This window comes from Amycolatopsis sp. NPDC006125, from assembly GCF_040614195.1.
In the GTDB taxonomy this organism is placed as follows: domain Bacteria; phylum Actinomycetota; class Actinomycetes; order Mycobacteriales; family Pseudonocardiaceae; genus Amycolatopsis_E; species Amycolatopsis_E tucumanensis.
On record NZ_JBEXTZ010000124.1, the window covers coordinates 1 to 20,842 of the forward strand.

General features: G+C 73.1%; 24 protein-coding genes. 12 read left to right on the plus strand and 12 right to left on the minus strand.

All coding sequences use genetic code 11. The features are described 5' to 3' along the window. Window positions 1-68 precede the first annotated feature (68 nt). Both ABZ193_RS38245 and ABZ193_RS38250 read left to right on the plus strand, forming a co-directional pair. Complete coding sequence (locus ABZ193_RS38245; RefSeq protein ID WP_354713546.1) at window positions 69-521, plus strand: C40 family peptidase; 453 nt, start codon at window positions 69-71, stop codon at window positions 519-521. A gap of 26 nt (window positions 522-547) precedes the next feature. Then, window positions 548-1,258: a response regulator transcription factor gene (locus ABZ193_RS38250; RefSeq protein ID WP_020417645.1), complete on the plus strand. Its 711-nt coding sequence runs from the start codon at window positions 548-550 to the stop codon at window positions 1,256-1,258. 5 nt (window positions 1,259-1,263) lie between these two features. Here the strand turns inward: ABZ193_RS38250 and ABZ193_RS38255 are convergent, their stop codons facing one another. From ABZ193_RS38255 to ABZ193_RS38265, 3 genes are all read right to left on the minus strand, one after another. After that, entirely contained in the window at window positions 1,264-1,914 is a 651-nt protein-coding gene (locus tag ABZ193_RS38255) for an NAD(P)-binding domain-containing protein (RefSeq protein WP_354713548.1), read from the minus strand. A 113-nt stretch (window positions 1,915-2,027) separates the two neighbouring features. Next, window positions 2,028-2,600 (minus strand): sigma-70 family RNA polymerase sigma factor, encoded by a 573-nt coding sequence (locus ABZ193_RS38260; protein ID WP_354713550.1) that lies wholly within the window; start codon window positions 2,598-2,600, stop codon window positions 2,028-2,030. 240 nt (window positions 2,601-2,840) lie between these two features. Next, window positions 2,841-3,554, minus strand: coding sequence for a hypothetical protein (locus ABZ193_RS38265; RefSeq protein WP_354713552.1), 714 nt, complete (start codon window positions 3,552-3,554; stop codon window positions 2,841-2,843). A gap of 297 nt (window positions 3,555-3,851) precedes the next feature. On the opposite strand from ABZ193_RS38265, the gene ABZ193_RS38270 reads away from it, so the two are divergent. Both ABZ193_RS38270 and ABZ193_RS38275 read left to right on the plus strand, forming a co-directional pair. Continuing rightward, a complete protein-coding gene (locus ABZ193_RS38270) occupies window positions 3,852-4,028 on the plus strand; it encodes a hypothetical protein (RefSeq protein WP_354713553.1) in 177 nt (58 codons plus the stop codon). Window positions 4,029-4,487: 459 nt separating this feature from the next. Beyond that, on the plus strand, window positions 4,488-4,877 hold the full coding sequence (locus ABZ193_RS38275; protein ID WP_354713555.1) for a hypothetical protein: 390 nt from the start codon (window positions 4,488-4,490) through the stop codon (window positions 4,875-4,877). On the opposite strand, the gene ABZ193_RS38280 is transcribed toward ABZ193_RS38275, so the two are convergent. Beyond that, window positions 4,874-5,710, minus strand: a complete 837-nt coding sequence (locus ABZ193_RS38280; protein ID WP_354713557.1) for a helix-turn-helix transcriptional regulator — start codon at window positions 5,708-5,710, stop codon at window positions 4,874-4,876. The genes ABZ193_RS38275 and ABZ193_RS38280 overlap by 4 nt on opposite strands. A gap of 86 nt (window positions 5,711-5,796) precedes the next feature. Between ABZ193_RS38280 and ABZ193_RS38285 the strand changes: the two genes are divergently transcribed. Beyond that, window positions 5,797-6,678 (plus strand): short-chain dehydrogenase, encoded by an 882-nt coding sequence (locus ABZ193_RS38285; RefSeq protein ID WP_354713558.1) that lies wholly within the window; start codon window positions 5,797-5,799, stop codon window positions 6,676-6,678. 48 nt (window positions 6,679-6,726) lie between these two features. Continuing rightward, the gene (locus ABZ193_RS38290; protein ID WP_354713560.1) at window positions 6,727-7,212 is read left to right on the plus strand and encodes a hypothetical protein; all 486 of its coding nucleotides are present in this window, start codon (window positions 6,727-6,729) and stop codon (window positions 7,210-7,212) included. 80 nt (window positions 7,213-7,292) lie between these two features. Here ABZ193_RS38290 and ABZ193_RS38295 read toward each other — a convergent pair whose 3' ends face one another. After that, a complete protein-coding gene (locus ABZ193_RS38295; protein WP_354713562.1) occupies window positions 7,293-8,057 on the minus strand; it encodes a class I SAM-dependent methyltransferase in 765 nt (254 codons plus the stop codon). Between the two features lie 66 nt (window positions 8,058-8,123). Between ABZ193_RS38295 and ABZ193_RS38300 the strand changes: the two genes are divergently transcribed. Together ABZ193_RS38300 and ABZ193_RS38305 are read left to right on the plus strand one after the other, a co-directional pair. Continuing rightward, window positions 8,124-8,480, plus strand: coding sequence for a peptidase inhibitor family I36 protein (locus ABZ193_RS38300; RefSeq protein ID WP_354713563.1), 357 nt, complete (start codon window positions 8,124-8,126; stop codon window positions 8,478-8,480). Between the two features lie 104 nt (window positions 8,481-8,584). Continuing rightward, window positions 8,585-10,129 carry a substrate-binding domain-containing protein gene (locus ABZ193_RS38305; protein WP_354713565.1) on the plus strand — a complete coding sequence of 515 codons (1,545 nt, stop codon included), beginning with the start codon at window positions 8,585-8,587 and terminating at the stop codon, window positions 10,127-10,129. 33 nt (window positions 10,130-10,162) lie between these two features. On the opposite strand, the gene ABZ193_RS38310 is transcribed toward ABZ193_RS38305, so the two are convergent. Continuing rightward, window positions 10,163-10,504 (minus strand): DUF1801 domain-containing protein, encoded by a 342-nt coding sequence (locus tag ABZ193_RS38310; RefSeq protein ID WP_020417658.1) that lies wholly within the window; start codon window positions 10,502-10,504, stop codon window positions 10,163-10,165. 14 nt (window positions 10,505-10,518) lie between these two features. Continuing rightward, window positions 10,519-11,073, minus strand: a complete 555-nt coding sequence (locus ABZ193_RS38315) for a DUF998 domain-containing protein (protein WP_354713567.1) — start codon at window positions 11,071-11,073, stop codon at window positions 10,519-10,521. A gap of 78 nt (window positions 11,074-11,151) precedes the next feature. Here ABZ193_RS38315 and ABZ193_RS38320 point away from each other — a divergent pair, with 78 nt between their 5' ends. Together ABZ193_RS38320 and ABZ193_RS38325 are read left to right on the plus strand one after the other, a co-directional pair. Next, a complete protein-coding gene (locus ABZ193_RS38320) occupies window positions 11,152-11,472 on the plus strand; it encodes a YciI family protein (RefSeq protein ID WP_027935811.1) in 321 nt (106 codons plus the stop codon). Then, window positions 11,469-13,415 carry a sigma-70 family RNA polymerase sigma factor gene (locus tag ABZ193_RS38325; protein WP_354713569.1) on the plus strand — a complete coding sequence of 649 codons (1,947 nt, stop codon included), beginning with the start codon at window positions 11,469-11,471 and terminating at the stop codon, window positions 13,413-13,415. The genes ABZ193_RS38320 and ABZ193_RS38325 overlap by 4 nt, the downstream gene beginning before the upstream one ends. Window positions 13,416-13,445: 30 nt before the next feature. On the opposite strand, the gene ABZ193_RS38330 is transcribed toward ABZ193_RS38325, so the two are convergent. From ABZ193_RS38330 to ABZ193_RS38345, 4 genes are read right to left on the minus strand one after another with little or no spacing between them, the layout of a single operon-like run. Then, window positions 13,446-14,456 carry a lanthionine synthetase LanC family protein gene (locus tag ABZ193_RS38330; RefSeq protein ID WP_354713571.1) on the minus strand — a complete coding sequence of 337 codons (1,011 nt, stop codon included), beginning with the start codon at window positions 14,454-14,456 and terminating at the stop codon, window positions 13,446-13,448. A 10-nt stretch (window positions 14,457-14,466) separates the two neighbouring features. Continuing rightward, complete coding sequence (locus ABZ193_RS38335; protein ID WP_020417663.1) at window positions 14,467-14,625, minus strand: hypothetical protein; 159 nt, start codon at window positions 14,623-14,625, stop codon at window positions 14,467-14,469. Window positions 14,626-14,650: 25 nt separating this feature from the next. Beyond that, a complete protein-coding gene (locus ABZ193_RS38340; RefSeq protein WP_354713573.1) occupies window positions 14,651-16,993 on the minus strand; it encodes a hypothetical protein in 2,343 nt (780 codons plus the stop codon). After that, window positions 16,986-17,909, minus strand: coding sequence for a thiopeptide-type bacteriocin biosynthesis protein (locus ABZ193_RS38345; protein WP_354713575.1), 924 nt, complete (start codon window positions 17,907-17,909; stop codon window positions 16,986-16,988). The genes ABZ193_RS38340 and ABZ193_RS38345 overlap by 8 nt, the downstream gene beginning before the upstream one ends. 197 nt (window positions 17,910-18,106) lie before the next feature. On the opposite strand from ABZ193_RS38345, the gene ABZ193_RS38350 reads away from it, so the two are divergent. Next, window positions 18,107-18,355: a hypothetical protein gene (locus tag ABZ193_RS38350; RefSeq protein WP_354713576.1), complete on the plus strand. Its 249-nt coding sequence runs from the start codon at window positions 18,107-18,109 to the stop codon at window positions 18,353-18,355. A gap of 232 nt (window positions 18,356-18,587) precedes the next feature. Continuing rightward, window positions 18,588-18,950: a hypothetical protein gene (locus tag ABZ193_RS38355; protein WP_354713578.1), complete on the plus strand. Its 363-nt coding sequence runs from the start codon at window positions 18,588-18,590 to the stop codon at window positions 18,948-18,950. A 183-nt stretch (window positions 18,951-19,133) separates the two neighbouring features. Here the strand turns inward: ABZ193_RS38355 and ABZ193_RS38360 are convergent. Continuing rightward, the coding region (locus ABZ193_RS38360; RefSeq protein WP_354713580.1) for an enoyl-CoA hydratase-related protein at window positions 19,134-20,842 on the minus strand (1,709 nt) is incomplete at its 5' end.

The following is a 20,842-nucleotide window of genomic DNA, read 5'->3' on the forward strand; positions in this document are numbered from 1 at the left end:
GCATCGCGCGGCCGGGGTGCCGTTGGCCCGGTACGGCACGCCGTCGATGAACGGGGGCTGGTAGTCCAGTGGCGAGCCGGGCACGGTCGCGCCGGCAGCGCCGGGTGGACGCGCCGCCGCCGGTCGCCGAGCGCGACGGCGGGAACGTGGTACCACCGGCTGGCGAGGGCGACGCCGGGAGCGTGGTGCGGTTCGCGTTGGCGCAGCTCGGCAAACCGTACGTGTGGGGCGCCGAGGGGCCCGGCAGCTACGACTGTTCGGGCCTCGTGCTGGCCGCGTTCCGGTCCGCCGGCCTGGCCGTGCCGCGCACGAGCGCAGCGCAGGCGGAGGTGGGTGTCCCCGTGCCGCGGGACCAGGTGCGCCCCGGCGATCTCGTCTTCTACTACCAGCCCGTCAGCCACGTCGCCGTCGCGATCGACGGGTCGCGTGCGGTGCACGCGTCCCGCCCCGGTGAGCCGGTCCGGATCGCGGACATCGACGCGATCGGCCCGGTCACCGGGATCCGGCGGCTGCTGCGCTGACAACCGCAACCAGAGGAGGAACAACCTTGTCCACGACTTCCGCCGTCCACGGCAGAGCCGGCATCCGGGTCGCGGTGGCGGACTCGCTTCCGCTCTTCCGCGAGGGGCTCTTCGCGCTGGTCCGGCGCAGCACCACGATGCGCTGGGCCGGGCACGCGGGCACCGCGCCGGACCTGCTCCGCCTGGTCGAGCACGCGCACCCCGACGTCGTCCTGCTCGGGGCGGGCGTGAACCGCCAGCCACAGCTCATCCCGCTGCTGACCGGGGTGCGGAACACGGTCGCGGTGGTGGTGCTGCTGGAACCCGGCCAGTTGAACCGCGCCCACCTCGGCGAGTTGCTGCGCGCGGGGGCGCGCGGGGTGGTCGCGCGCGCGGCCGACCCGTTGCGCATCACCGAGGCGATCTCCGCAGCGACCCGGCAGATCCACGTCGACGGGCAGCTGCGGGGATTGCTGTTGCCGCGGGAGATCGCGGGGGAGGAGCCACTTCCGGTCGCGCCGCGACCCGCCCTGAGCGGGCGCGAGTACCAGGTGCTGCAGCTCATCGCCGAAGGGCTCAGCACCACGCAGATCGCGGCGAGCCTGCTGCTGTCGGTGGAGACGATCCGGACCCACGTCCGCGGGGTGCTGCGCAAGCTCGCCGCGCGGGACCGCACCCACGCCGTCGCCCTCGCGTTCCGGGCGGGGTTGCTCGTCGTGCCCGGGCAACCCGACGCCGAGCGGCGGCAGGCGTCCTAGCGCCGTCAGGCGTGCAGGACCCCGAGGTTGAAGTTGGTGTGCCCGAGGGACCTGCTCAGCCGCTGCCGCAGCGGGAACAGCATCTCCATCGACCGGGCGCCGGTGATGTCGCCGAGGTCGACGATCGCGTCCGCGGGCCAGCCGAACTCACGCAGCAGGCCGGTCACCATCGTCTTGGCCTGCCTGCTGTCGCCGGCGAGGAACGCGACGTGCCCGCCGGGCACGCGCTTCGGGTTCACCATCACCGACGGGCTCACCGTGTTCAGCGCCTTGACCACCCTGGTCTGCGGGAACAACGCCTGGATCGACTCGCCGAGGCTGCGCTCGCCGGTCCGCATCAGGGGCGGGTCCGCCGCCGGGTCGCTGACCGGGTTCGCCACGTCGATCAGCACCTTGCCGGCGAGTTCGGCCTCGCCCGCCGCGCGCAGAGCGTCCACAGTGGCCGTTCCAGTGGTGGCGTTGACCACGATCGACGCTGATCGCGCCGCCTCCGCGTAGGTGCCGGCCCGTGCCAGTTCGCCCGCCGCGCGGACCCACCGGGTGATGTGCGGCTGCCCGGGGTCGCGGCTCCCGATCACGACGCGGTGCCGGAGCTCGACCAGCCGCGCGGCCAGGGTGCGACCGACGATCCCGCTGCCCAGCACCGAAATCCGCACCGGGTTGGTCCTCCGTGGCCGTCGACGGGAATACGCTTTCTCTTCCGGTATACCTGCGCCGGGGAGTCCGGACAATGCGGACGGTTGATGAAACGCGTGATGAAATCCGGCGGTCACGAATCGCGGGACGCGAGGAGTTCGTATTGCCGCCGCAGCGCCGTCCGCGCCCGCCACAGCAGCGAGCACGCGGCGGCGGGCGCGATGCCGAGCTCGACGGCCACGTCCTGAGGGCGGTGCCCGAGCACCTCGACCATCCAGAGGACGCGGCGCCAGCGGGCAGGCAGGGCCGCGAACGCGTCCGCGAGGTTCCGGTCGCCCTCCAGTTGCTCGTCCAGGGGCGGCGTCCTCGGCTCGACGACGACCGGGGACAGGCCGGCCGCGACGGCGCGCCCGTTCCGCGCGCCGAGGTCGATGGCCAGGCGGCGGACCGTGGTCCGCAGGTAGGCGGGGAAGTTGGTCGCCGGGCCGCCGCCGCCCTCCAGTGCCAGCATCGTCCGCACCAGCGCGTCGGCGGTCAGGTCCTGCGCGTCCGCCGGACAGCGGGCGACCGAGCACGCGTATCTCAGGACCGCGGCCTGGTGTCTTTGCACCAGGACCGCGAACGCCTCGCGATCACCCCCACGAGCTTCGCCGAGCAGATCGTCGTCCGACATGCCGGCCAGCTCCCGCGTCGCGGTGTCACCCATCAGCCCCTCCTCCAATGCACTTCCAGGTGAAGAATGCAACTACAGGTTTGGCGAACCGATTGGGTGAACTCGGACTACTGAGAGCGGATAATTTCGCGTTCTGTCCGCTCAACGGGTGATTGGCGGGTTTTACGGATAACGGCTGTACTGGGCGAGCCGATACGGCACGACCGCGTGCGGGCGCTTATCACGAAACGGTAACGCTACTCCATTTTTGCGCGCGGGACCTCGGCGAGTTGCTCAGATGAGCGGTTCGTCCACCAGGGACGGGAAGAGGTCGAGCAGCCATTCGGCCCGCCGCGCGGGATCGGCGCCCCGTGGCCACCCGGCGATCGACACCGTGAGCGTCGGCGTTCCCGGCAGGCCACGGAGGAGCTCGCCCAGCTGCTCGGCCCGCTCCGGGCTCGTCACCAGCACCGCGATGTCGCACGGGCCGACGGATCCGGCGGATTCGCGGGGGCCGAGGTGCGGCCGGAGGTGGTCGGCGATCGTCGTCCGCACCGACATCGCGGACCAGGGCGCCTTCGCCGGTTCCCACCGCGCCACCACGACGTGCGGGTCCACGTCGCCGTAGCCGGGCGAGGTCAGGTCGTGCACGAAGGCGGAGCGGGTCCGCAACCCGGTCACGGGATCGGTGCCGTGCGCGAGGAGTGCGTCGCGGGCGACGATCTCCCGCACCGCGCGGGCGGCGGCCGCCACCAGGTCCGCGGGGGCGGGCCCCAGCGTGGCCCCGGGCAGGCACGAAGCGAGTGCGTCGACGTCGCGCTCGAAGTCACTGTCCGTGGCGGCCGAGCCGAGGCGCTGGTCGGCCAGTTCGCGCAGCGCGGGGAGCAGGCCGCTGCCGGTCAGGCAGGCCTCGACGACGGCGGGCGCCGCGTCGGTCTCCCAGTCGAGGTCCGCGGGCCAGCCGAGTTCGTGTGAGCGCGCCCGCCAGCGGGTCAGGAGGGTCGTCACCGCCGCGGACACCGCGTCTCCCGCCGGTTGTGTGGTCCGTTCACGTTCCTCGTCGCCGTGACGGTGCGCCGGCGGGCTCTCCACTACCGAACCACCCCTCGCGCGATCCACCCCGCATCGAGGGTGATGCTACTCACGGTGTGCGTGGGCTGTCGAGGTGAGCCGGGACCGCGGTCAACGCTGGTTCCACAGGGAGCAGGCCCAGCGCGTGCGGCGCTGCACGCGGGCACCGCGATCGTCGGTGACACGATCAGTTGATCAACGTTTTGGGAAGGCCCTGCGGACGATCATCATCGGGTGGGTGGGAACGACGCGTTGCGCGCCTTCTTCGCGCGGTGCCGTGAGTGCGGCATCGACGTGCAGGAAGCCCGGCGTGCGCTGGCCCGCGCCCGGACGGACGTGCGCGCCGGGCGGGTCCTCGAGGTCGACCCCTACAAGCTGGCGTGGCGGCGGCTGCGGCGCCGCCACACCTGACCGCGCCGGGCTGTGACCCCGATCGCATCCGAACGTGTCGGTTCGTTTGGCGACATGCCGAGCGAGGGTGCGCCGTCTCCACACCGGAGCGACGAACACGAGGGGGCACGGATGATCTGGCGCGGCAGGGTACGGGTGGCGAACGGATCCGCTGTGCTCCGGTGCTACCGCCGCACGGTGTGCGCGTGCGGGCGCAAGCAGCGCAGGCTCCAGGTGTTCGGCACGCCCCTGCGCGACGAGGCCGGCGCCGTCCGTTCGCCGCGCAGTCTCCGGCGTGCCCTGCGTGCCGCGGCGAAGGCGTGGCAACCGGATCGGACGTGCGACGCGTGCGCCCGCCGGTCACGAGCCGCTGTTCCGGACCGGAGCAACGTGACCGTGCGCTGACCCGCCCGGCGCGGCGGAACCGGGCGCGGTGGCGGCACGTCCATGCGAGGACAGCCCGCCCACGGAAGGACTTCCATGGCCCAGCCCTATCCCGCCCCGCCGCCGCGTCGCCGGTGGCCGCTCGTCGTGACCGCCCTCGTGGTGGGGCTCGTAGTCGGCGCGGGAGTCGTCGGGCTGGTCTGGATCGGCTCCGCGCCGGGCGCTGCCGCGTCGGACGCCGAGGCGGCCTGCGCGGCAGTGGAACGCACCACGTCGCTCGATCCCGGCACCCTGTACGCCGGTTTCCAGCGGTGGGGCGCGGCGTCGCAGCTCGCGGCGGCGGCAGCCGAGCAGGATCCGCGCTACCAGGCCCTCGCCGACGCGTTGAAGGCGCCGCTCGAGATCGTCACGCGGACCTTCGAGGCGTCCGGACCGGAGTTCGACGCGGCGATGAACCGAGCCAGGGCCGCCTGCGACGACCTCTAGGACGTGGTCAGCGGACGCCCGCCGGTGACCCGCAGCAGGTCCAGCTTGCCGGCGTCCGCGCTGCCCGCCGCCGTCGTGTAGGTGACCACCCGCAGGTCCGCGCCCGGCACCAGCAGCACGTCGCAGTCGAACAGGATGTCGCCGACCTCGGGGTGCGTGACCGTCTTGCGTTCGGACTCGTGCACGGCCGCCGTGGTCTGCGTGTCCCAGTACCGGGCGAAGGCGCCCGAGGTCCGGCGCAGCTCCCGCACCAGGCGGTCGAGCTGAGCGTCGGCCGGGTAGCGGGACACGGCGTCCTTCAGGTCGGCCACGAGCGACATCGCGAACGCCTCCGCGCCGCGCTCCGGCCGCACCGGCGGGGCGGCGCCGGTGAAGACCGCTCGCACCAGGTTCCGGTCGGTGCCCGGTTCACCGAACAGGGCGGACCAGGTGGCGTTCCACCAGACCAGCGTCCAGTCCGCGGCGAACACGCCGATCGGCACGTCGCCGAGGCGCGCGACGAGACGCTGGACGCCCGCGGGCACGTGCACGTTCACCGTCCCGTCCTGCGGCGGCAGGAGGCCGGCCGCGCGGTAGAGCTGGTCGCGTTCGGACCGGGACAGCTGCAGCGCACGCGCCAGCGCGCCGACCACCTGCGCCGACGGGTTCTTCGCGCGGCCCTGCTCCAGGCGCAGCACGTAGTCCACCGACAGCCCGGCCAGCTGGGCGAGCTCCTCGCGGCGCAGGCCGGGAGCGCGGCGGCCGGTCGTGACGGGCAGGCCGGCGTCGGCCGGGGACAGGCGGTCGCGCCAGGCGCGCACCAGCCTGCCGAAACCGGTGTCGGGGGTGGTCACGGGTCCATTCTGTCCGTTCCCCGCCGGATCAGCGTGGGTACTGCTGGTCCCTGGCTGATCTCCGCGCCGGGCGGGACGGTGGTCGCATGAGCCACACGATCGTCATGACCGGCGCCAGCCGCGGCATCGGGCGCGTCGCCCTGGAAGAGATCCGTCGGCGGGATCCCGATGCGCACGTGGTCGTCGTCGCGCGAACGGACCTCGGCGACGGCACGGTGACCGCGGATCTGAGTTCGCTGCGCAGTGTCCGGGACGCCGCCAGCGTGATCCGCGACCGGCTGGACCGCGGTGACCTGCCGCCGCTGCGCGCGTTCGTGGGGAACGCGGGCGTCCAGCACACGAACGCGCTCACGGTGGGGCCGGACGGGTACGAGTCGACCTTCACGGTCAACGTGCTCGCCAACCACGTGTTCGTCCGCGTGCTGCAGGACCGTTTCACCACCCCAGGGCGGGTCGTGATCACCACCAGCGACACCCACTTCGGCGACTTCCGCCACAACCTGGGGCTTGTGCCCGGCCCGGTCTGGCAGTCCCCGGACGTGCTCGCGCGGCCCGGCGCCTTCCCGGACCCGTCGAGCGCGGCCGCGGGGCGCACCGCGTACTCGACGAGCAAACTGGCCACCATCCACCTGGTGCACGAGTACGCGCGGCGCCTGCCGCCAGGGGTCGCTGCCGTGGCGTACAACCCGGCGTTCGTGCCCGGCACCGGACTCACCCGCGACGCCAATCCGGTCGTCCGGTTCGCGGTGCGCCGGATCCTGCCCGCGATGACCTGGACGCCGTGGGCGACCGGCCCCGCCACCGCGGGTCGCTACCTGGCCGACGTCGTCCTCGGTGCGATCGACGCGCCGAGCGGGTCCTATGTGGACCGTGGTGCGGTCGTCCCGTCGTCCCCGGATTCCTACGACCCGCGGCGCGAGCGGGAGCTCTGGGATGCGGCCGAGCGGTTCGCCGCGGTCCGGGTGTAACCTATTTGACTGCTCGGAAAGCCTTGCGGCGCAAGCTAAACTGCGCGCATGGGAGTGAAGGCGAAGATCGGGACCGCCGGGGCGGCGCTGGTGGTCGCGGCGGGTGTGGCGTGGTCGCTGGGCCCCGGGTTGAACGGGTTGAGCGACGACGCGCCGGCGATCGCGCTCGGGATCGGCGCCCGGCCGCCCGCGGTCGCGCCGCCGGCCGAGACTCCTGTCGTCCCGCCCGCTCCGGAGGTCACCCGGCCCGCGCCGGACCAGGTCGTCCTGCCGGTGAACCGGCCGGGCAGGGCGACCCCGCCGGTTCCGGTGCCGTCGGTGCCGGCGCCCGGGCTCCCGGTGCCGGGCGCGCCGACGCCCGAGGTGCCACCGGGTGCGCCGTCCTCGCCCGCGGAACCCACCTCGCCGGCGACCCCCACCCCGCCGTCCTCGTCGCCCGCACCGGACCCGACGCAGCCCCAGCCGGCGAGCGGCTGTGTGTCGGACACGCGGCTGGGTTCGCTGATCTGCGGGATCGCGGGCGCGCTCAGCTGATCGCCCTCCCGCCGGCGGCCGTTGATCGGTAGGTTGGCGAAAACACCTGGGCGACTCCCTCGCCCCCTGCTGCCGACGAATCAACGACTCAGGGCACTAGTCGCGACCACCAGGCGGTAGCCGACGTCCAGTGAATCCCGGTCCAGGAGGTCGTGGTGACGGCGCTGCCACTTGCCGGAGCTGAGGTCTTCGGCCAGTTTTCGCACCGCAGGTAGCACCACGTCCGACGGCAGCGCCGCCACGCCGGACATGCCCGCCCGCACGTCGTCGTCCAGGTAGCTGTGCGGGCGTCGCCAGTAGGCGGCCAGGAAGCCGTCGCTGCAGTCCCACGGGACGGGCACCGGCTGGACCACCACCCGCCGGTCCGGGCCGCTCAGCCCGCGCACCACCGCGTCCAGATTCGCCAGGCCCCGCTCCCGCTCGGCGATCTCCGGCAGGTACTCCCCGACGAGCCAGTACCGCGCCATCACCTCGACGTCCCACGTGAACACCACCTGCCGCCGGGACACGCGGCGCAGCTCGGCGAGCCCGGCCGCCGGGTCGCGCCAGTGGTGCACCGTCAGCACGGCGAGCGCGGCGTCGAACCGGTCGTCGGCGCACGGCAGCTGCTCGGCGACCGCGCACACGGCCGGGGCCGAACCGGGCGGCCGCTGGCGCAGCATCGTCGCCGACGGTTCGACCGCCAGCACGTCCCGGCGGTCCGGCTCGTACGATCCGGCGCCAGCGCCGACGTTCAGCACCGTCGCGGCCGCACCGAGCGCGGCGTGCACCTGGCGGGCGATCCGCGGATCCGGCCGCCGCACCGACGCGTAGCCGCGTCCGAACGAGCCGTAGGGGTCTGCCATTCCCGGCACCCTAGCTCGATGCGGTGATGAGCGCGTTGATCCGGGTGATGCGGGTATCGCGGAGCCATGCGTGCATCGGTGTTCCTCGCCGTACTGGCGATCGCGTTCGTGCCGGCCACCGCTGCGGCACAAGAGGTTTCCACGTTCGACGGCCGCGACTGCCCGCAGGGCAGCCTGTGCCTGTACCGGGACCACGGCTTCACCGGCGGCGGTCTGGCCCTGCGACCGGGGGACCGGGTCGGCGACCTCGCCACCTACGACCTCGCCGACCGGATCTCGTCCTGGACCAACGACGCCGGCGTCACCTGCACCTGGTACGAGAGCCCCGACTTCTACGGCAGGGCGCACGAAATGCTCCACGGCTACCGCGTCGACCTGCCCGGGCCGGAGGACGACACCCCCTCGTCGGTCGAATGCGGCTGACGCCCGGGTGAACAACTGCCGAACAGCTCGGGGAGAAGTGATCTTCCGGCTCGCGCTCGCACAAGATGGATGTCTCGTCCTGTGTCCCCAGCGCGGAGGCCCGGTTGTCCAACTTTCCCTGGGAGATCGTCCTGGCGGTGCTGGCGCTCGTGGTGCCGGTGTTCGCGTTTCTGTGGGAGTTCGTGTTCGTCGGGCGCAAACGGCTCGGCTACCGCGTGCAGGTCGACACCACCGCGCGGCAGGAGGTCGCGGCTGAGAACGCGGGTGCGCTGCAACGCCTGGACGACAAGGACGGCAAGGCGCTGACCGACCCGTCGTTCGTGCTGGTGCGCATCGAAAACACCGGCACGACGAACATCGACAGCCAGGACTACGCCGTCCTCAGCAATGTCCAGGCGGGCGTGAAGATCAACTTCCCGGACCGCCGCGTCGCCGGCATGGTCGTGACCGAGCTGAGCGACGACTTCCTGCGTGAGAACTTCGGCGAGAACTCCGGTCTCGGCGTGGACAACATCGTCGACAGCGACGGCCGCAACGTCGGCGTCATCCAGTTGCCGAAGGTGCCGCTGAACCAGGGCCAGCACTACAAGGTCCTCGCGGTGCTCGACCGCGCCGGGCCGAAGGTGAAGAAGTGCCCGGACCCGGTGGTGATCGCCGGCATCAAGGGCGGCGTGCGCAACGGCGCGATCCGGGAGACCAAGAGCCGCACCGGAATCCCGCGCTGGCTGACCGTGCTGGTGTACCTGCTGGTGTCGGTCGCGCTGGCCGAACCGTTCGTGATCGGGCTGGCCACGCAGGACCCGCCGCCGCTGGACTGCGCTTCCGGATCGCTCACCGTCACCGGCTCCACCGCGTTCGCCCCCGTCGTGCGGGAAGCCACCGGCTCCTACAGCCGCACCTGTCCCGGCGCGAAGTTCACCATCGAGATGAGCGGCAGCACCGACGGCCTGGAACGGCTCAACGCGGCCAAGAGCGGTGACGTGCTGGCGTTTTCCGACGGGGTGAAGGGCGACCGGTCCCCGCAGTTGCTGCCGCGGCCGATCGCGTTCCTGCTGTTCACGATCGTCATCCACCCGGACGCCGGGGTGCAGGACCTGACCGCGGCGCAGGTGCGTGACGTGTTCGCCGGGCGCGTCCGGAACTGGAAGGAGCTGGGCGGCGCGGACCAGGAGGTGCGGATCGTGGACCGGGAAGCGCTTTCCGGCACGCGCACGACGTTCGAGCAGCAGGTGCTCGACGCGATCGAGCCGGGGGAGAACTCCAACGACTGCGTCGAGCCGCGACGCCCGGGCACGGCCGCCGACGTGATCCGCTGCCGCCGCAACGACACCGAGTCGCTGCTCGACGCCGTGGCCGCCACCCCGGGCGCGATCGGTTACAGCGAACTCGGCGCCGCGGAGAAGCGGGCGGACGTGCGCACCGTCTGGATCGACGGCCAGAAGGCGAGTGTGCAGGGCGCCGATCACGGCGTGTACCCGTTCTGGCAGACCGAGTACGCCTACACCTACGGCGAACCGAAGGCCGACTCGCTCGCGGCGAGCTTCCTGCGGTACCTCACGAACCAGGTGGGCGCCGACATCGTCCGCTCGCACGGCGACCGGCCCTGCGCCGAGCTGGCGAACCCGGTGCTGTGCCGGCCGGAGACGTGACGGAGCGCCGGGCGGGATCGCCCGGCGCTCCGCTCAGAGTTCGGCAGCCTGCTTGAGCCAGTTGGCGAACAGTTCGTCGTCGATCTCGCCGGGCTCCCGCAGCTTCACGCTCGCCATCCCGCGCGCTCCCGGCTGCAGGCGGCCGGACGGGTCCGCGATCTCCTGGCCGCGCCAGAAGCCGAACGTGACGTGCTTGGGGTAGGCCTTGACCAGGCACACCGCCTGCTTGCCGGGCGCGGGGCCGAGGCTCCACACCGGGTGTCCGTGCCACACGGCGCCGGTTCCGGGCAGGGCGGTCTCGATCAGGCCGACCAGGCGTTCGGCGATCTCGCGCTGGGCGGCGGGCAGCTTCTCGACGTATTCGGTGACGGTCATGGCAGGACTTCCTTTCAGCGGAGACGGGCGGCGGCGACGGAGATCCACAGCATGGCGGCGATGGCGCCGACGGCGAGGGTGAGCGAACCGGCCGGACCGCCGGCCATCGCCCAGCCGTCGCCGACGAGCAGGGCCGTGCCGGCGAGGTGCGACAACACCGCGTCGCGACCGGAGAACCGGCGTCCCAGCACGTGGCAGGCGGCGATCAGCGACGCGAAGGTCACGGTGCCGGCGATCATGTGCCCCACGCCGTGCCAGGACAACCCCACGGCGTCCATCGGGAAGACCCCGGCGGCGACCAGGCCCACGCCGACCGCCAGCACGAGCCGGGGCGCCCACTTGCCGGGCAATCCCTTCGCGCCGGCGACGGTGAGGACGCCGGCCACCACGAAGTTGGCGATCTGCAGCCAGCCCAGCGAGCCGGTGCTCAACAAGCTCAGCGGTTGCCGGGTGAGGTCGAAGCCGTCGCGGGTGGCCGCCTGGGCGAGGGAGACGGTGGCCCACAGCGGGCCGGCGACGGCCAGCGCGGTCAGACGGGACGCGGCGGGCCGGAGGGCGGTGGTGGTCATTTCGGGGTTCCTTTCTCGGAGGGTCATCCACACGTCGTCCGGGCGATGTGACAGGGAATGCGCCGCTAAGCTGGGCCGATGCGATTTCTGATGATGCAGATGGGGACCGGCCAGGCCCCCGACGAGGAGTTGTTCGCCGAGATGGGCAAGTTCATCGAGGAGATGACGGCCTCCGGTGTGCTGCTGGCGACCGGTGGGCTCGACCCGGCCGGCATGCGGGTGGCCTCCGAGGGCGACGAGATCACCGTGACCGACGGCCCGTTCACCGAGGCCAAGGAGTCGGTGGGCGGCTTCGCGCTGGTCGAGGTGAGCTCCAAGGAGGAGGCCGTCGAGCTGGCCCGCCGCTTCCGCCGGATCGTGGGGGACGGTGAGAGCCGCATCCACCAGGTCTTCGGGTGACCGACGTCCGCAGCACGGTCGACGCGGTTTGGAAGCGGGAGTCGGCGAACCTGATCGGCGGGCTGACGCGGCTGGTGCGGGACGTCGGTCTCGCCGAGGAGCTGGCCCAGGACGCGCTGGTCGCGGCGCTGGAGCAGTGGCCGTCGTCCGGCGTGCCGGACAACCCGGCCGCCTGGCTGATGACCACAGCGAAGCGTCGCGCGATCGACCACCTGCGGCGGACCGAGCGGCTGGAGCGCAGGCACGAGCAGCTCGCGCGCGAGCTGGCGCAGCCGCGGGACGTTCAGCACGACGACGTCCTGCGGTTGATGTTCCTGTCCTGCCACCCGGTGCTGCCGACCGAGCAGCGGGTCGCGCTCACGCTGCGGGTGGTCGGCGGTCTGTCGGCGGCGGAGATCGCGCGCGCGTTCCTGACCACCGAGCAGCAGGTCGCGCAGCGCATCGCGGCGGCGAAGCAAACGCTTGCGGGCGTGTCGATCGAGCTGCCGGAAGGCGCCGCGTTGGCCGAGCGGCTGTCGTCGGTGCTCGGGGTCGTGTACCTGATCTTCAACGAGGGCTACTCCGCCACCACCGGGGACGACCTGATGCGGCCCGGCCTGTGCCAGGAGGCGCTGCGGCTGGGCCGTCTGCTGGCCGAGCTCGCGCCGGACGAGGCCGAGGTGCACGGGCTGGTCGCGTTGATGGAGATCCAGGCGTCCCGGTCGGCCGCGCGCACCGGGTCACGCGGGGAACCGGTGCAGCTGCACGAGCAGGACCGGGACCGCTGGGACCCGTTGCTGATCCGGCGCGGGTTCACCGCGATGCTGCGGGCGCGCGATCTCGGCGGGCCGCCGGGGCCGTACGTGCTGCAGGCGGCGATCGCGGTGTGCCACGCGCAGGCCCGAACCGCGGCGGACACCGACTGGCGGCAGATCGCGGTGCTCTACGACGCGCTGGTCCGGCTGCTGCCCACGCCGGTCGTGCGGCTGAACCGGGCGGTCGCGGTGGGGCGCGCCCACGGCCCGGCGGCCGGGCTCGCGCTGGCTGACGAGCTGCTCGCCGATCGCACCCTGCGGGACTATCACCTGCTGCCCAGCGTCCGTGGCGATCTGCTGGCGGAGCTGGGCCGGAGCGCCGAGGCGCGGGTGGAGTTCGCGCGGGCCGCGGCGCTGGCGAAGAACACGGCCGAGCGCGACTTCCTGTTGCGGCGCGCGGACGAGCTGGGGCCCGCGGAGCCGGTGGCGACGCTGGGGCGGGCGGCGGCGGACTTCCTGGCGCGGGACGACCTGGACGCCTCGACACTGCGGTCCTACGGCCAGACCCTGCGCCGGTTGTGCCTGGCGCTGGGCGACCGGCGGCCGCTGGAGTCGCTGACCGGGGACGACGTCACCGGCGTCTTCGAGGTGGCGTGGGGCGACGCGGCGGCGAAGACGTGGAACCGGCACCGGTCGGCGGTCCGGTCGTTCGGGGCGTGGGCCGGGCGGCCGGAGCTGGCTGACGGCTTGGAGCGGCGCGCGGAGAGCCGGTCACGCGTGCCGGGTCTGGCTGACGACCTGCTGCGTCGCTTGTGGACGGTGGAGGCGCCGGTGCGGGAGCGGACGTTGTGGCGGTTGCTGCACGAGTCGGCCGCCGGGGTGCGGCCGGTGCTGTCGCTGAACGTGGAGGACCTGGACCTGGCGGACCGGCGGGCGCGCGTGGGTTCGCGGTGGGTGACGTGGCGTTCGGGCACGGCGCGTCTGCTGCCTGAACTGCTCGGCGGGCGCACGCGCGGGCCGGTGTTCCTGGCGGAGCGCCGCCCCGGCCCGGCCCGCATGCGGCGCGCCGCGGACCTCTGCCCGGACACGGGCCGCGGGCGGCTGTCCTACGAGCGCGCCGAGTACCTGTTCAAGCAGGCGACGCGCCCCCTGGACCCCTCGGGACGCGGCTTCACGCTGCGGCAGCTGTGGTCGCGGCGGGGTGTGTAGCGGTGATCCGTGGGGCCGCGGCAATTGAAATCAGGCCAGGGCCAGCAGGCGCAACCAGTCCCGATCCGCGCCCTCGACCGTGAGCAGTGCGGCCAGCACTCCGGTGGCTCCCGTGAGCAGGCTCAGGTCCGTCATCACGAGCACGTCGGGCAGCCGCGCGTGCAGGAACCGGAGCAGGCGGTCCCGCAAGGGGCCGCCGACGGGGGAGTTCCTCGCGAACGCGTCGGCGATCAGCAGGACCCCCGCGGCGCCGTGGCAGAGGCTCAGCGGGTGGTCGCTCAGGTGGACCTCCCCGTCGTACGCCGCGCACAGGGTGTCCATCGCCCGCAGGCCGGCATCCGCGAACGCGCCGCCCGCCGTCCACAGTGCCCACGCGATCCCGGGCGTGCCGTAGCACCACGCCTGCCGCCGCACCACCGCACGCCGCGGGCCGTCCGGGCGGGAGCGCCACGACACCACGCCCAGCTCGTCTGTCTCCTGGTGATCGACCAGCCACGACGCCAGATCCGGCGACCCGCCCGGCCCCACCACGGCCAGCGGGCCCGCCACCCCGTGCGCCAACCCGGTCACGACCCCGCCCCGCGCCCACGCCGGGGCGGCCCCGCCGATGCGGAACCCGCCGGGCACATCCAGCGCGGCCAGGTGCTCCCGCGCTGCCGCGGCCTCGGGCAGCACCGCCAGCAGCCCGGCCGGTCCGGAAACCAGGTCGTAGTCGGCGAAACCGACCTCGCGCGACCGCCAGCCGCCGCCCGGAGCCAGCCGCGCCGCAGTCCGGTCGGCGAGTGGCCCCAACGCGGGATCGACCCGCGCGGCCAGGCGCAGTCCGGCCAGGACCCCGGCGAACCCGCCGTGCAAACCAGTGCCCGAGCAGCGCGGGATCGCCCGCAACCAGGCCCGCAGCGCCGCCCGGCTCGCCGGGTGGTCGCCGAGCAGCGTGGCGAGCACGGCCGCCCCGGCATCGGGTGCGGCCGTGCTCGCTTCCTGCTGCTCGGCCCAGGTCGTGAGGACCGTGGCGGCGGCGCCGGTCAGCTCCCGCGCCATCCCGTACCGGTCAGCACACGAACCAGCTCGCATCTTCGTCGCCGCAATACCCGCTGCACAGCAGCAGGGAGGGCGGCTTACCGGTTTCCGGGTCCCCGGAACTGCTGATCCGCGCGTCCAGCCGCTCGACCAGACCGTCCAGTTCGGACAGCTCAAGCGTCGACTCCATGATGAACTCCTTCCGTTGGTTTCCTCTACCCACCGACTGCGGTGGTCTCTGGGGCGCGCCGCGCGCGCCGGGTGGTGATCCGCTGCCAGGCGGCGGTCACGTCGTCGGCCAGCCGGGACGGCGATGCGCCCAGCGGCAACCGCACCACGGCCTGCGCCGCCCGCCGTGAGCCGTCCACATCGGACACCGTCAGGTCGTCGGGAGCGGGCAGCATCTCCTCCAGCACCAGGCCGCCGACCGCGGGATCGGCCAGCATCCGGTCGAACACCCGCAACGTGGCGACGCTGTCCAGGTCGACCGGCTGGGACCGGCGGCCGTCCCGGGCGAACACCCACCGCGGCGCGCCGGTCACCAGTCGCAGGTTCGCCAGCGCCCGCATCCGCGCGAACCGGTCGCCGCCCGGCTCCGGCAGCACGTCCCGGCCCGCGAACACCGTCGCCGGGGCGATGACCAGGTCCGGGTCGACCAGCAGCCGCGGTGTGCGGGCGCGGCCGGGGAAGGCGGCGCGCGGATCGCCGAACCCGTGCGACACCGCGAGCCGCCGGGCCGGGGACGCCGCGGTGAGCAGCGAAACCACCAGGTCCCACGGCGGCGGTGGCCGCCGGGTCGCGTGGTAGACCGGCCACAGCACCTGGCCGGCGCGGTCCTCCGCGATCACGCCGCGCGCGTCGCGGCGGAGCGTGATCTCGTCCAGCGGCAGGTAGCGGCGCATCCCGGCCGGATCGTCCACATAGGTCGCCGGGTCGGCGTCACCGGTCCACGTCCGCGTGTAACGCGGGCGGCGGACGGTGTTGGCGCCCTGGCTGCCCTGCGGCGGCACGAGCACCTCGACGAGCTCCGCGCCGCACCGGGCCGCGGTCTCGGTCAGGAACGCGCGGTGCGCGCTGACCTGCGGGACCTCGCCGTGCAGGCTCTGCAGCGCGGCGGCGAACCGCGCGTCCGTCACGCCCGCCGGGGTGACGGCCTCCAGCACGGCCCGGCCTTCCGGCAGCGGGCGGAGCAGGCAGTCGACCGGCCACGGCGACTGCCGCGCGGGCGGCGCGCCGAGGTAGTCCAGCACGGCAGGGCCGAGTTCGATCTCGCTTTCGTCGGCGTGCCGGGCCATCCACTCGCACAACCGCTGGTAGGTGGTCCGCGGCCGGGGTTCCGGCCACGCCGAGCCGGGCAGGGTGGGCCGGGGCGGCTCGCCGGAGTCCAGTGCCTCCGCGACGATCTCCGACAACGGCCGCGGGTCGGGGCCGACGAGGTCGAGCGCGGGGTGCGACCGACGGTCGGCGATCACCGCGGCGAGCCGTCCCGCGTGCGCGACCAGCTCGGGCAGCCGCGACGGCACCGGGACGCCGCCGTGCGCGCGCCGGTAGACGTCGGTGAACCCGTCGCCCGGCTCGGCGGCGACCCGCCAGCGGTGCAGCCGCCCGGTCGGCGCCGACGACACCTGCACGAGCCCCAGCCGCGCCAGGTGCCGCAGGAACTCGCGCAGCACCGGCTTGCGCCGCGCGTCCGGCGCGAGCAGCGTGACGACGTCCCGGGTGCGCATCGCCCGCGCGCCGAGAACCCGGCACAGCGCGTCCACCACCGGCGTGCGCCGGATGTCGCCGCGCCGCACCGCGTCCGGCCCGTCGTGGTCGGCGACGTGCCAGCACAGCCGGTCGCCCTCCGTCCACCGCAGCGCCGTCAGGCTCAGCCACGCGTCCGGCAGGACCGGGGCCGCGGTCAGCCTGCGGCGGTCCTCCTGGATGTTGGTGAGCCGGTGCACCGCGTGGTCGCCGACCGTCAGCGGCCCAGGGCCGGTCCCGGCCAGGGCGACGTGTGCGAGCCAGCCGCGCGGGGTGGTCTTGAACGCGGCCCGGAACAGCAGCCGCAGCAGGTAGTCGGCGCGTTTGCGCAGTGCTTTGCCGGTCCACGGCTCACCGGCGGCGAGCCGGGCGCGGATGTCCTCGACGACGCCGGGCGCGGTGGCGGCGACCATCCGGGCCGCGGCGGGATCGGCGGTGATCAGGTCCCACACCAGGCCGTGGTGCATCCGTGCGGTCTGCTCGACCGCGTCGTGCAGCGCGGCGGTCTCGGCGGCCAGCGCGGCGCCCCACTCGGCGATCCGTGCCAGCGGACGGTAGTCCAGGTCCCCGGGCTGGACGAACTCGCCGCGGTGCAGGCGGCGCCGGACGTCGAGCGCCTGCCGCCGCGCCTCGCGCGGCAGGGCCGGGACCAGCTCCGCGCCCATGCGCTCGGCCACGTCCGCGGCGCACGCGCGGTAGGCGGTCTCGGCGCGGATCAGGTGACGCATCCGTTCGGTCAGGTCGGGCGTGCCGAGCGCGGCGGGCAGCGCCGCGGGCAGGCCCGCGACCCTCACCAGTGCGGGATCAGTCATCGCCCGCCGCCAGCGACTCGGCGATCAGGACCTGCCTGCCGAAGCTCAGCGTCCCGCGGTTCCAGTGGAACACCACGTAGTAGCAGGCCGCCTCGCGTGGGCCGACCCGCGCGCCGTCCGCGGTGAAGTAGTGGTTCCACCACCCGTCGAGCAGCGGCCGGACCTCCTCGGCGTGCCGCTCGGCCAGCCGCCGGGCAGGCCCGGGCACGGTGGCCGCCAGCTCGTCCGGGTGGTGCCACCACCGGCGCAGGCCGGCCGCGGCGACCGCGGTGTCGACTGGCTCCGGGTGCCGCCGCCCGGTCTCGCGGACTCGCGCCCACACGTCCCGGTCCTCCCAGCCGGCGATCCGCAGCCCGTCGAAGACGCCGCGCAGCATCAGCATCGACAGCGCCCACTGCGGACAGCCGGACGGCCGGGTGTGGTGGTCGAGCCACGTCAGCGAATCCACGGTGAACAGCCGGTGCGCCCACGCCATCGAGCGGGGACCGCCGAACAAGTGCGCCTCCGGCTCGTACACCGACGGCACCGCCCTGGTCACCAGGCCGATGTCCTGCCACAGCCGGATCCGCTTGCGCAGCAACGCTTCCACGTGCTCGGCGTGCCCGGGCGCGGGAGCGAGGCGCAGGCGCAGCCCCGGCGGCTTGTGCATCACGAAGAAGTCGTCGATCGTCTGCTGCCACAACCAGTCCCGTGCCAGCGCGGCGATCGCGCCGTGCAGTTCCGGCAGATCCGGCGTTTCCAGGCCCCACTGCACCCACCGGTCCTCCTCGGCGGCGAGCGCGGCCGCGCCCGCGGTGAGGAACGTGGTGAACTCGCGGCTGGTCCGCCCCTCGGACAGCGCGCTGACGCAGTCGGCGAGGAAATCCCGCATGGGCACGGACTTCTCCCGCAGGCGCACGGTCGCAGGCACCGCCATCTCGCCTCCCGAAAGGAATTCTCGAAACGGTTTCCGGAAATGCGGAAATCCGTATTCAGTCTGTGCCGGGAGGCGGACGGCGGAAAGTGCGGGAACGGCTTTTCGCCGGGTCGAACGACCCCTGAACGTGGTGACCTGGCGAGCCGCGTCCGGCGCCGGGACACAGGGTCACGGCGGCCGGACGGGCGCTGCCGTTCGTGCACTACCAGCGCGGCGACGTGGTCGGGCTGCGTACCAAGTCCGGGTCGCGGGCGATGCGGATCCGGCAGCTGGCGATGTCCTGGGACACGGACGGCAAGCCGGAAGGCTCGGTGGTGTTCGGGGCACGGTTCAAGAGTCCGGAGGAGGTGCTGTCCGACCGGCTCGCCCAAAGCTCACCGGAACAGCCTGGACCGCGGCCTGTACAACAACCCGCTGTCGCCGAACTACTCCGCCAGCCAGGTTGAGCAGCTGGTCCAGGTGATCGCCCTGATCCCCGGTGCCGGTGCTCATGCTGCCCTTCGACCTGCGGTGCCCGTGTGCGGTGCCCCGCCTTGAACGGCGCGATCATGCGGCCTAGTGCATGTCTCCCTGCCTCTGCGATGCATGTCGTCACACACGTCGCTTGACAGTTACTGTAACTTCTTCTAAGGTTACAGTTATTACAGTGGCCTATGAGCAGGGGAAATCATGCCTAGAATGATCGTCGGTGGTCGGGAGCTCAACCTTGACAAGGACACGGTGCTGCGCGCGATGAAGGGCGTCGATCCCGAGCCGTTCAGACGACACGTCGTGGAGATCGGCGACACGGTCTACCCGCCGAAGCAGGTACTCGCGCAGATCACGGGATGGGAGCGGACGAGCTTCACGACGATGGAGGCGCAGCGAGTGCTCAGCAAGGTCGGCTTTACGTGTCGACGTGTGGGCCTGAACGCGGAAGGACGGCGTACGTGGCTCGCCTCCTCGCCCGAAGAGCCGACGATCGAGGACCGAGTCGCAGCAGTGGAAAGGGCGATCGTCGCTCTCACCGCCCGCATCGACGAGCTCGCCTTCCAACGATGAGGCCACCGCGCTAACCGTGCCGCAGCAGCGTTACAAGCCATTGCGGAAGGTCGCCCGGCCATCTACCCGTTCGACGACATCCGCGATCATGGCCCGGTCCGCAGGCTCCAAGCCAATGCCCTGGGCCCGCGGGCCACTTGCCGGACGCGGTTACTCACACCGGTCAGCGCGGAACCGCTCGGGTCAGCGGTTTCGCCACACCGGTTTCCTTTTCTGCGCGAACGCCGCCGGTCCTTCGAAGGCGTCCTGGCTGACGAGGAGTTCGTCGAGCGCGGGCGAGGGGTGCCGGACGGCTTCCACGGTGTCCGCGAACCCGTCCGCCTCCGCCATGATCCGCAGCGAGGTGCGCACCGACGTCGGCGAGCCCTCCAGGATCGCGGCGGCCAGCTCGCGTGCGACCGCCAGCGCTTGCCCGGCCGGCGTGACCCGGCTGACCAGGCCGTAGGACTCGGCCTCGGCGGCGGACAACCGCCTGCCCGTGAGGATCACGTCATTGGCGACCTTCGGCGGGATCGCGCGCGGCAGCCGCACCAAGCCGCCCGCTGCGGCGACCAGGCCGACCCGGACCTCGGGCAGGCCGAACTGCGCGGTCTCGTCGGCGACCACGAGGTGGCAGGCGAGGGCGATTTCGCAGCCACCACCCAGTGCGAACCCGTTGACCGCGGCGATCACCGGTTTCGGCAGGGATTCGCGGCTGGTGAGCCCGGCGAACCCGTTCTTGGGCACCCACATCGGTTTCCCGCTCGCGGAGTAGACGAGGTCGTTGCCCGCGGAGAACGCCTTGTCGCCGGCGCCGGTGAGGATCGCGACCCACAGGTCCGGGTCGGCGAAGTAGGCGTCGAACACCTCGTCCAGCTCGGCGTTGGCAGGCGGGTGCAGGCTGTTGCGTGAATCCGGGCGGTTGATGGTGACTTCGAGCAGGTGCCCGTCGCGGCGCACCAGGATGTGCTCGTAGTCGTCGCGGAAACCCGGTGCGCGCGGCGGGAACAGCTTGGCCATCCGCTCGGCCGTCATCGTGACCCGGTTGCCGAACCCGAACGAGCGCACGTGGATTTTGTTGCCGATCGGCTCGCCGTCCAGCAGCCTGCCGAGCGTCTCCTCGTCCTTGGTGGAGGCGAGGAAGCGGCGGCCGTCGTCGAGCCGTCCGATGACCACGGCGCTGCCCGCGGCGTGCTGGACGGTGTAGGTCTCCAGCGTGGCCCAGCCGTCCGGGTGCACCGTGGTCGGCACCGCGGGGCGCGCGTCCAGCTCGGCCTGCAGTTCGGCGCTGCGACCGGGCCGCCACGGCGCCGGGGTCGTGGAGTACACGCCGGCGGAGTACTTGGACAGCATGCCGCCGTTGGCGCCGACCAGACCGAACGCGCCCGGCTGCGCGCGCAGGCGCACGACGGTCTCGGCGATCGCGTGTGTGGAGTAGTTGTTGCCGGGGCCGCCGAAGAACGGCAGGCCACCCGTGACGGTGAGGCCGCGCGGGTCGTCCGGGGCCAGGCCGAGCCCGTCGCAGACGGCGAACACGGCGACCGGGAAGCAGCTGTACAGGTCGATGGTGGCCAGGTCGCCGACCCCGATGCCGGCGAGGTCCAGCGCGTGCCGCACCGCCATCACCGCGGCGGGCGACCCGCTCAGGTCCTCGCGCTCCAGCAGCGGCTGTTCCTCCAGGTCGGCGTGGCCGTGCAGGAACACCCACTTGTCCTCGGGCACGCCGAGCCGCCGCGCGGCGCCCACCGACATCAGCAGCACCGCGGCGCCCTGGTTGACCTGCTCGCGGGCGATCAGGAACCGCGTGTACGGGTCGGCGATCGGGCGGTTGCGCTCGGTCGGCGTCGCCAGCTCGCGGGCGTCCCACGAGGTGTCCGTCGACGCGACCTGCGACGACTGCGGCAAGCCCCACG

Coding starts and splice junctions, on each gene's coding strand:
- ABZ193_RS38260 (WP_354713550.1), bottom strand. CDS start 2,600: ATGGGTGACACCGCGACGCGGGAGCTGGCCGGCATGTCGGACGACGAT.
- ABZ193_RS38275 (WP_354713555.1), top strand. CDS start 4,488: ATGGCCCAGCCCTATCCCGCCCCGCCGCCGCGTCGCCGGTGGCCGCTC.
- ABZ193_RS38285 (WP_354713558.1), top strand. CDS start 5,797: ATGAGCCACACGATCGTCATGACCGGCGCCAGCCGCGGCATCGGGCGC.
- ABZ193_RS38290 (WP_354713560.1), top strand. CDS start 6,727: ATGGGAGTGAAGGCGAAGATCGGGACCGCCGGGGCGGCGCTGGTGGTC.
- ABZ193_RS38295 (WP_354713562.1), bottom strand. CDS start 8,057: ATGGCAGACCCCTACGGCTCGTTCGGACGCGGCTACGCGTCGGTGCGG.
- ABZ193_RS38300 (WP_354713563.1), top strand. CDS start 8,124: ATGCGTGCATCGGTGTTCCTCGCCGTACTGGCGATCGCGTTCGTGCCG.
- ABZ193_RS38310 (WP_020417658.1), bottom strand. CDS start 10,504: ATGACCGTCACCGAATACGTCGAGAAGCTGCCCGCCGCCCAGCGCGAG.
- ABZ193_RS38315 (WP_354713567.1), bottom strand. CDS start 11,073: ATGACCACCACCGCCCTCCGGCCCGCCGCGTCCCGTCTGACCGCGCTG.
- ABZ193_RS38320 (WP_027935811.1), top strand. CDS start 11,152: ATGCGATTTCTGATGATGCAGATGGGGACCGGCCAGGCCCCCGACGAG.
- ABZ193_RS38330 (WP_354713571.1), bottom strand. CDS start 14,456: ATGGCGCGGGAGCTGACCGGCGCCGCCGCCACGGTCCTCACGACCTGG.
- ABZ193_RS38335 (WP_020417663.1), bottom strand. CDS start 14,625: ATGGAGTCGACGCTTGAGCTGTCCGAACTGGACGGTCTGGTCGAGCGG.
- ABZ193_RS38340 (WP_354713573.1), bottom strand. CDS start 16,993: ATGACTGATCCCGCACTGGTGAGGGTCGCGGGCCTGCCCGCGGCGCTG.
- ABZ193_RS38345 (WP_354713575.1), bottom strand. CDS start 17,909: ATGGCGGTGCCTGCGACCGTGCGCCTGCGGGAGAAGTCCGTGCCCATG.
- ABZ193_RS38355 (WP_354713578.1), top strand. CDS start 18,588: ATGATCGTCGGTGGTCGGGAGCTCAACCTTGACAAGGACACGGTGCTG.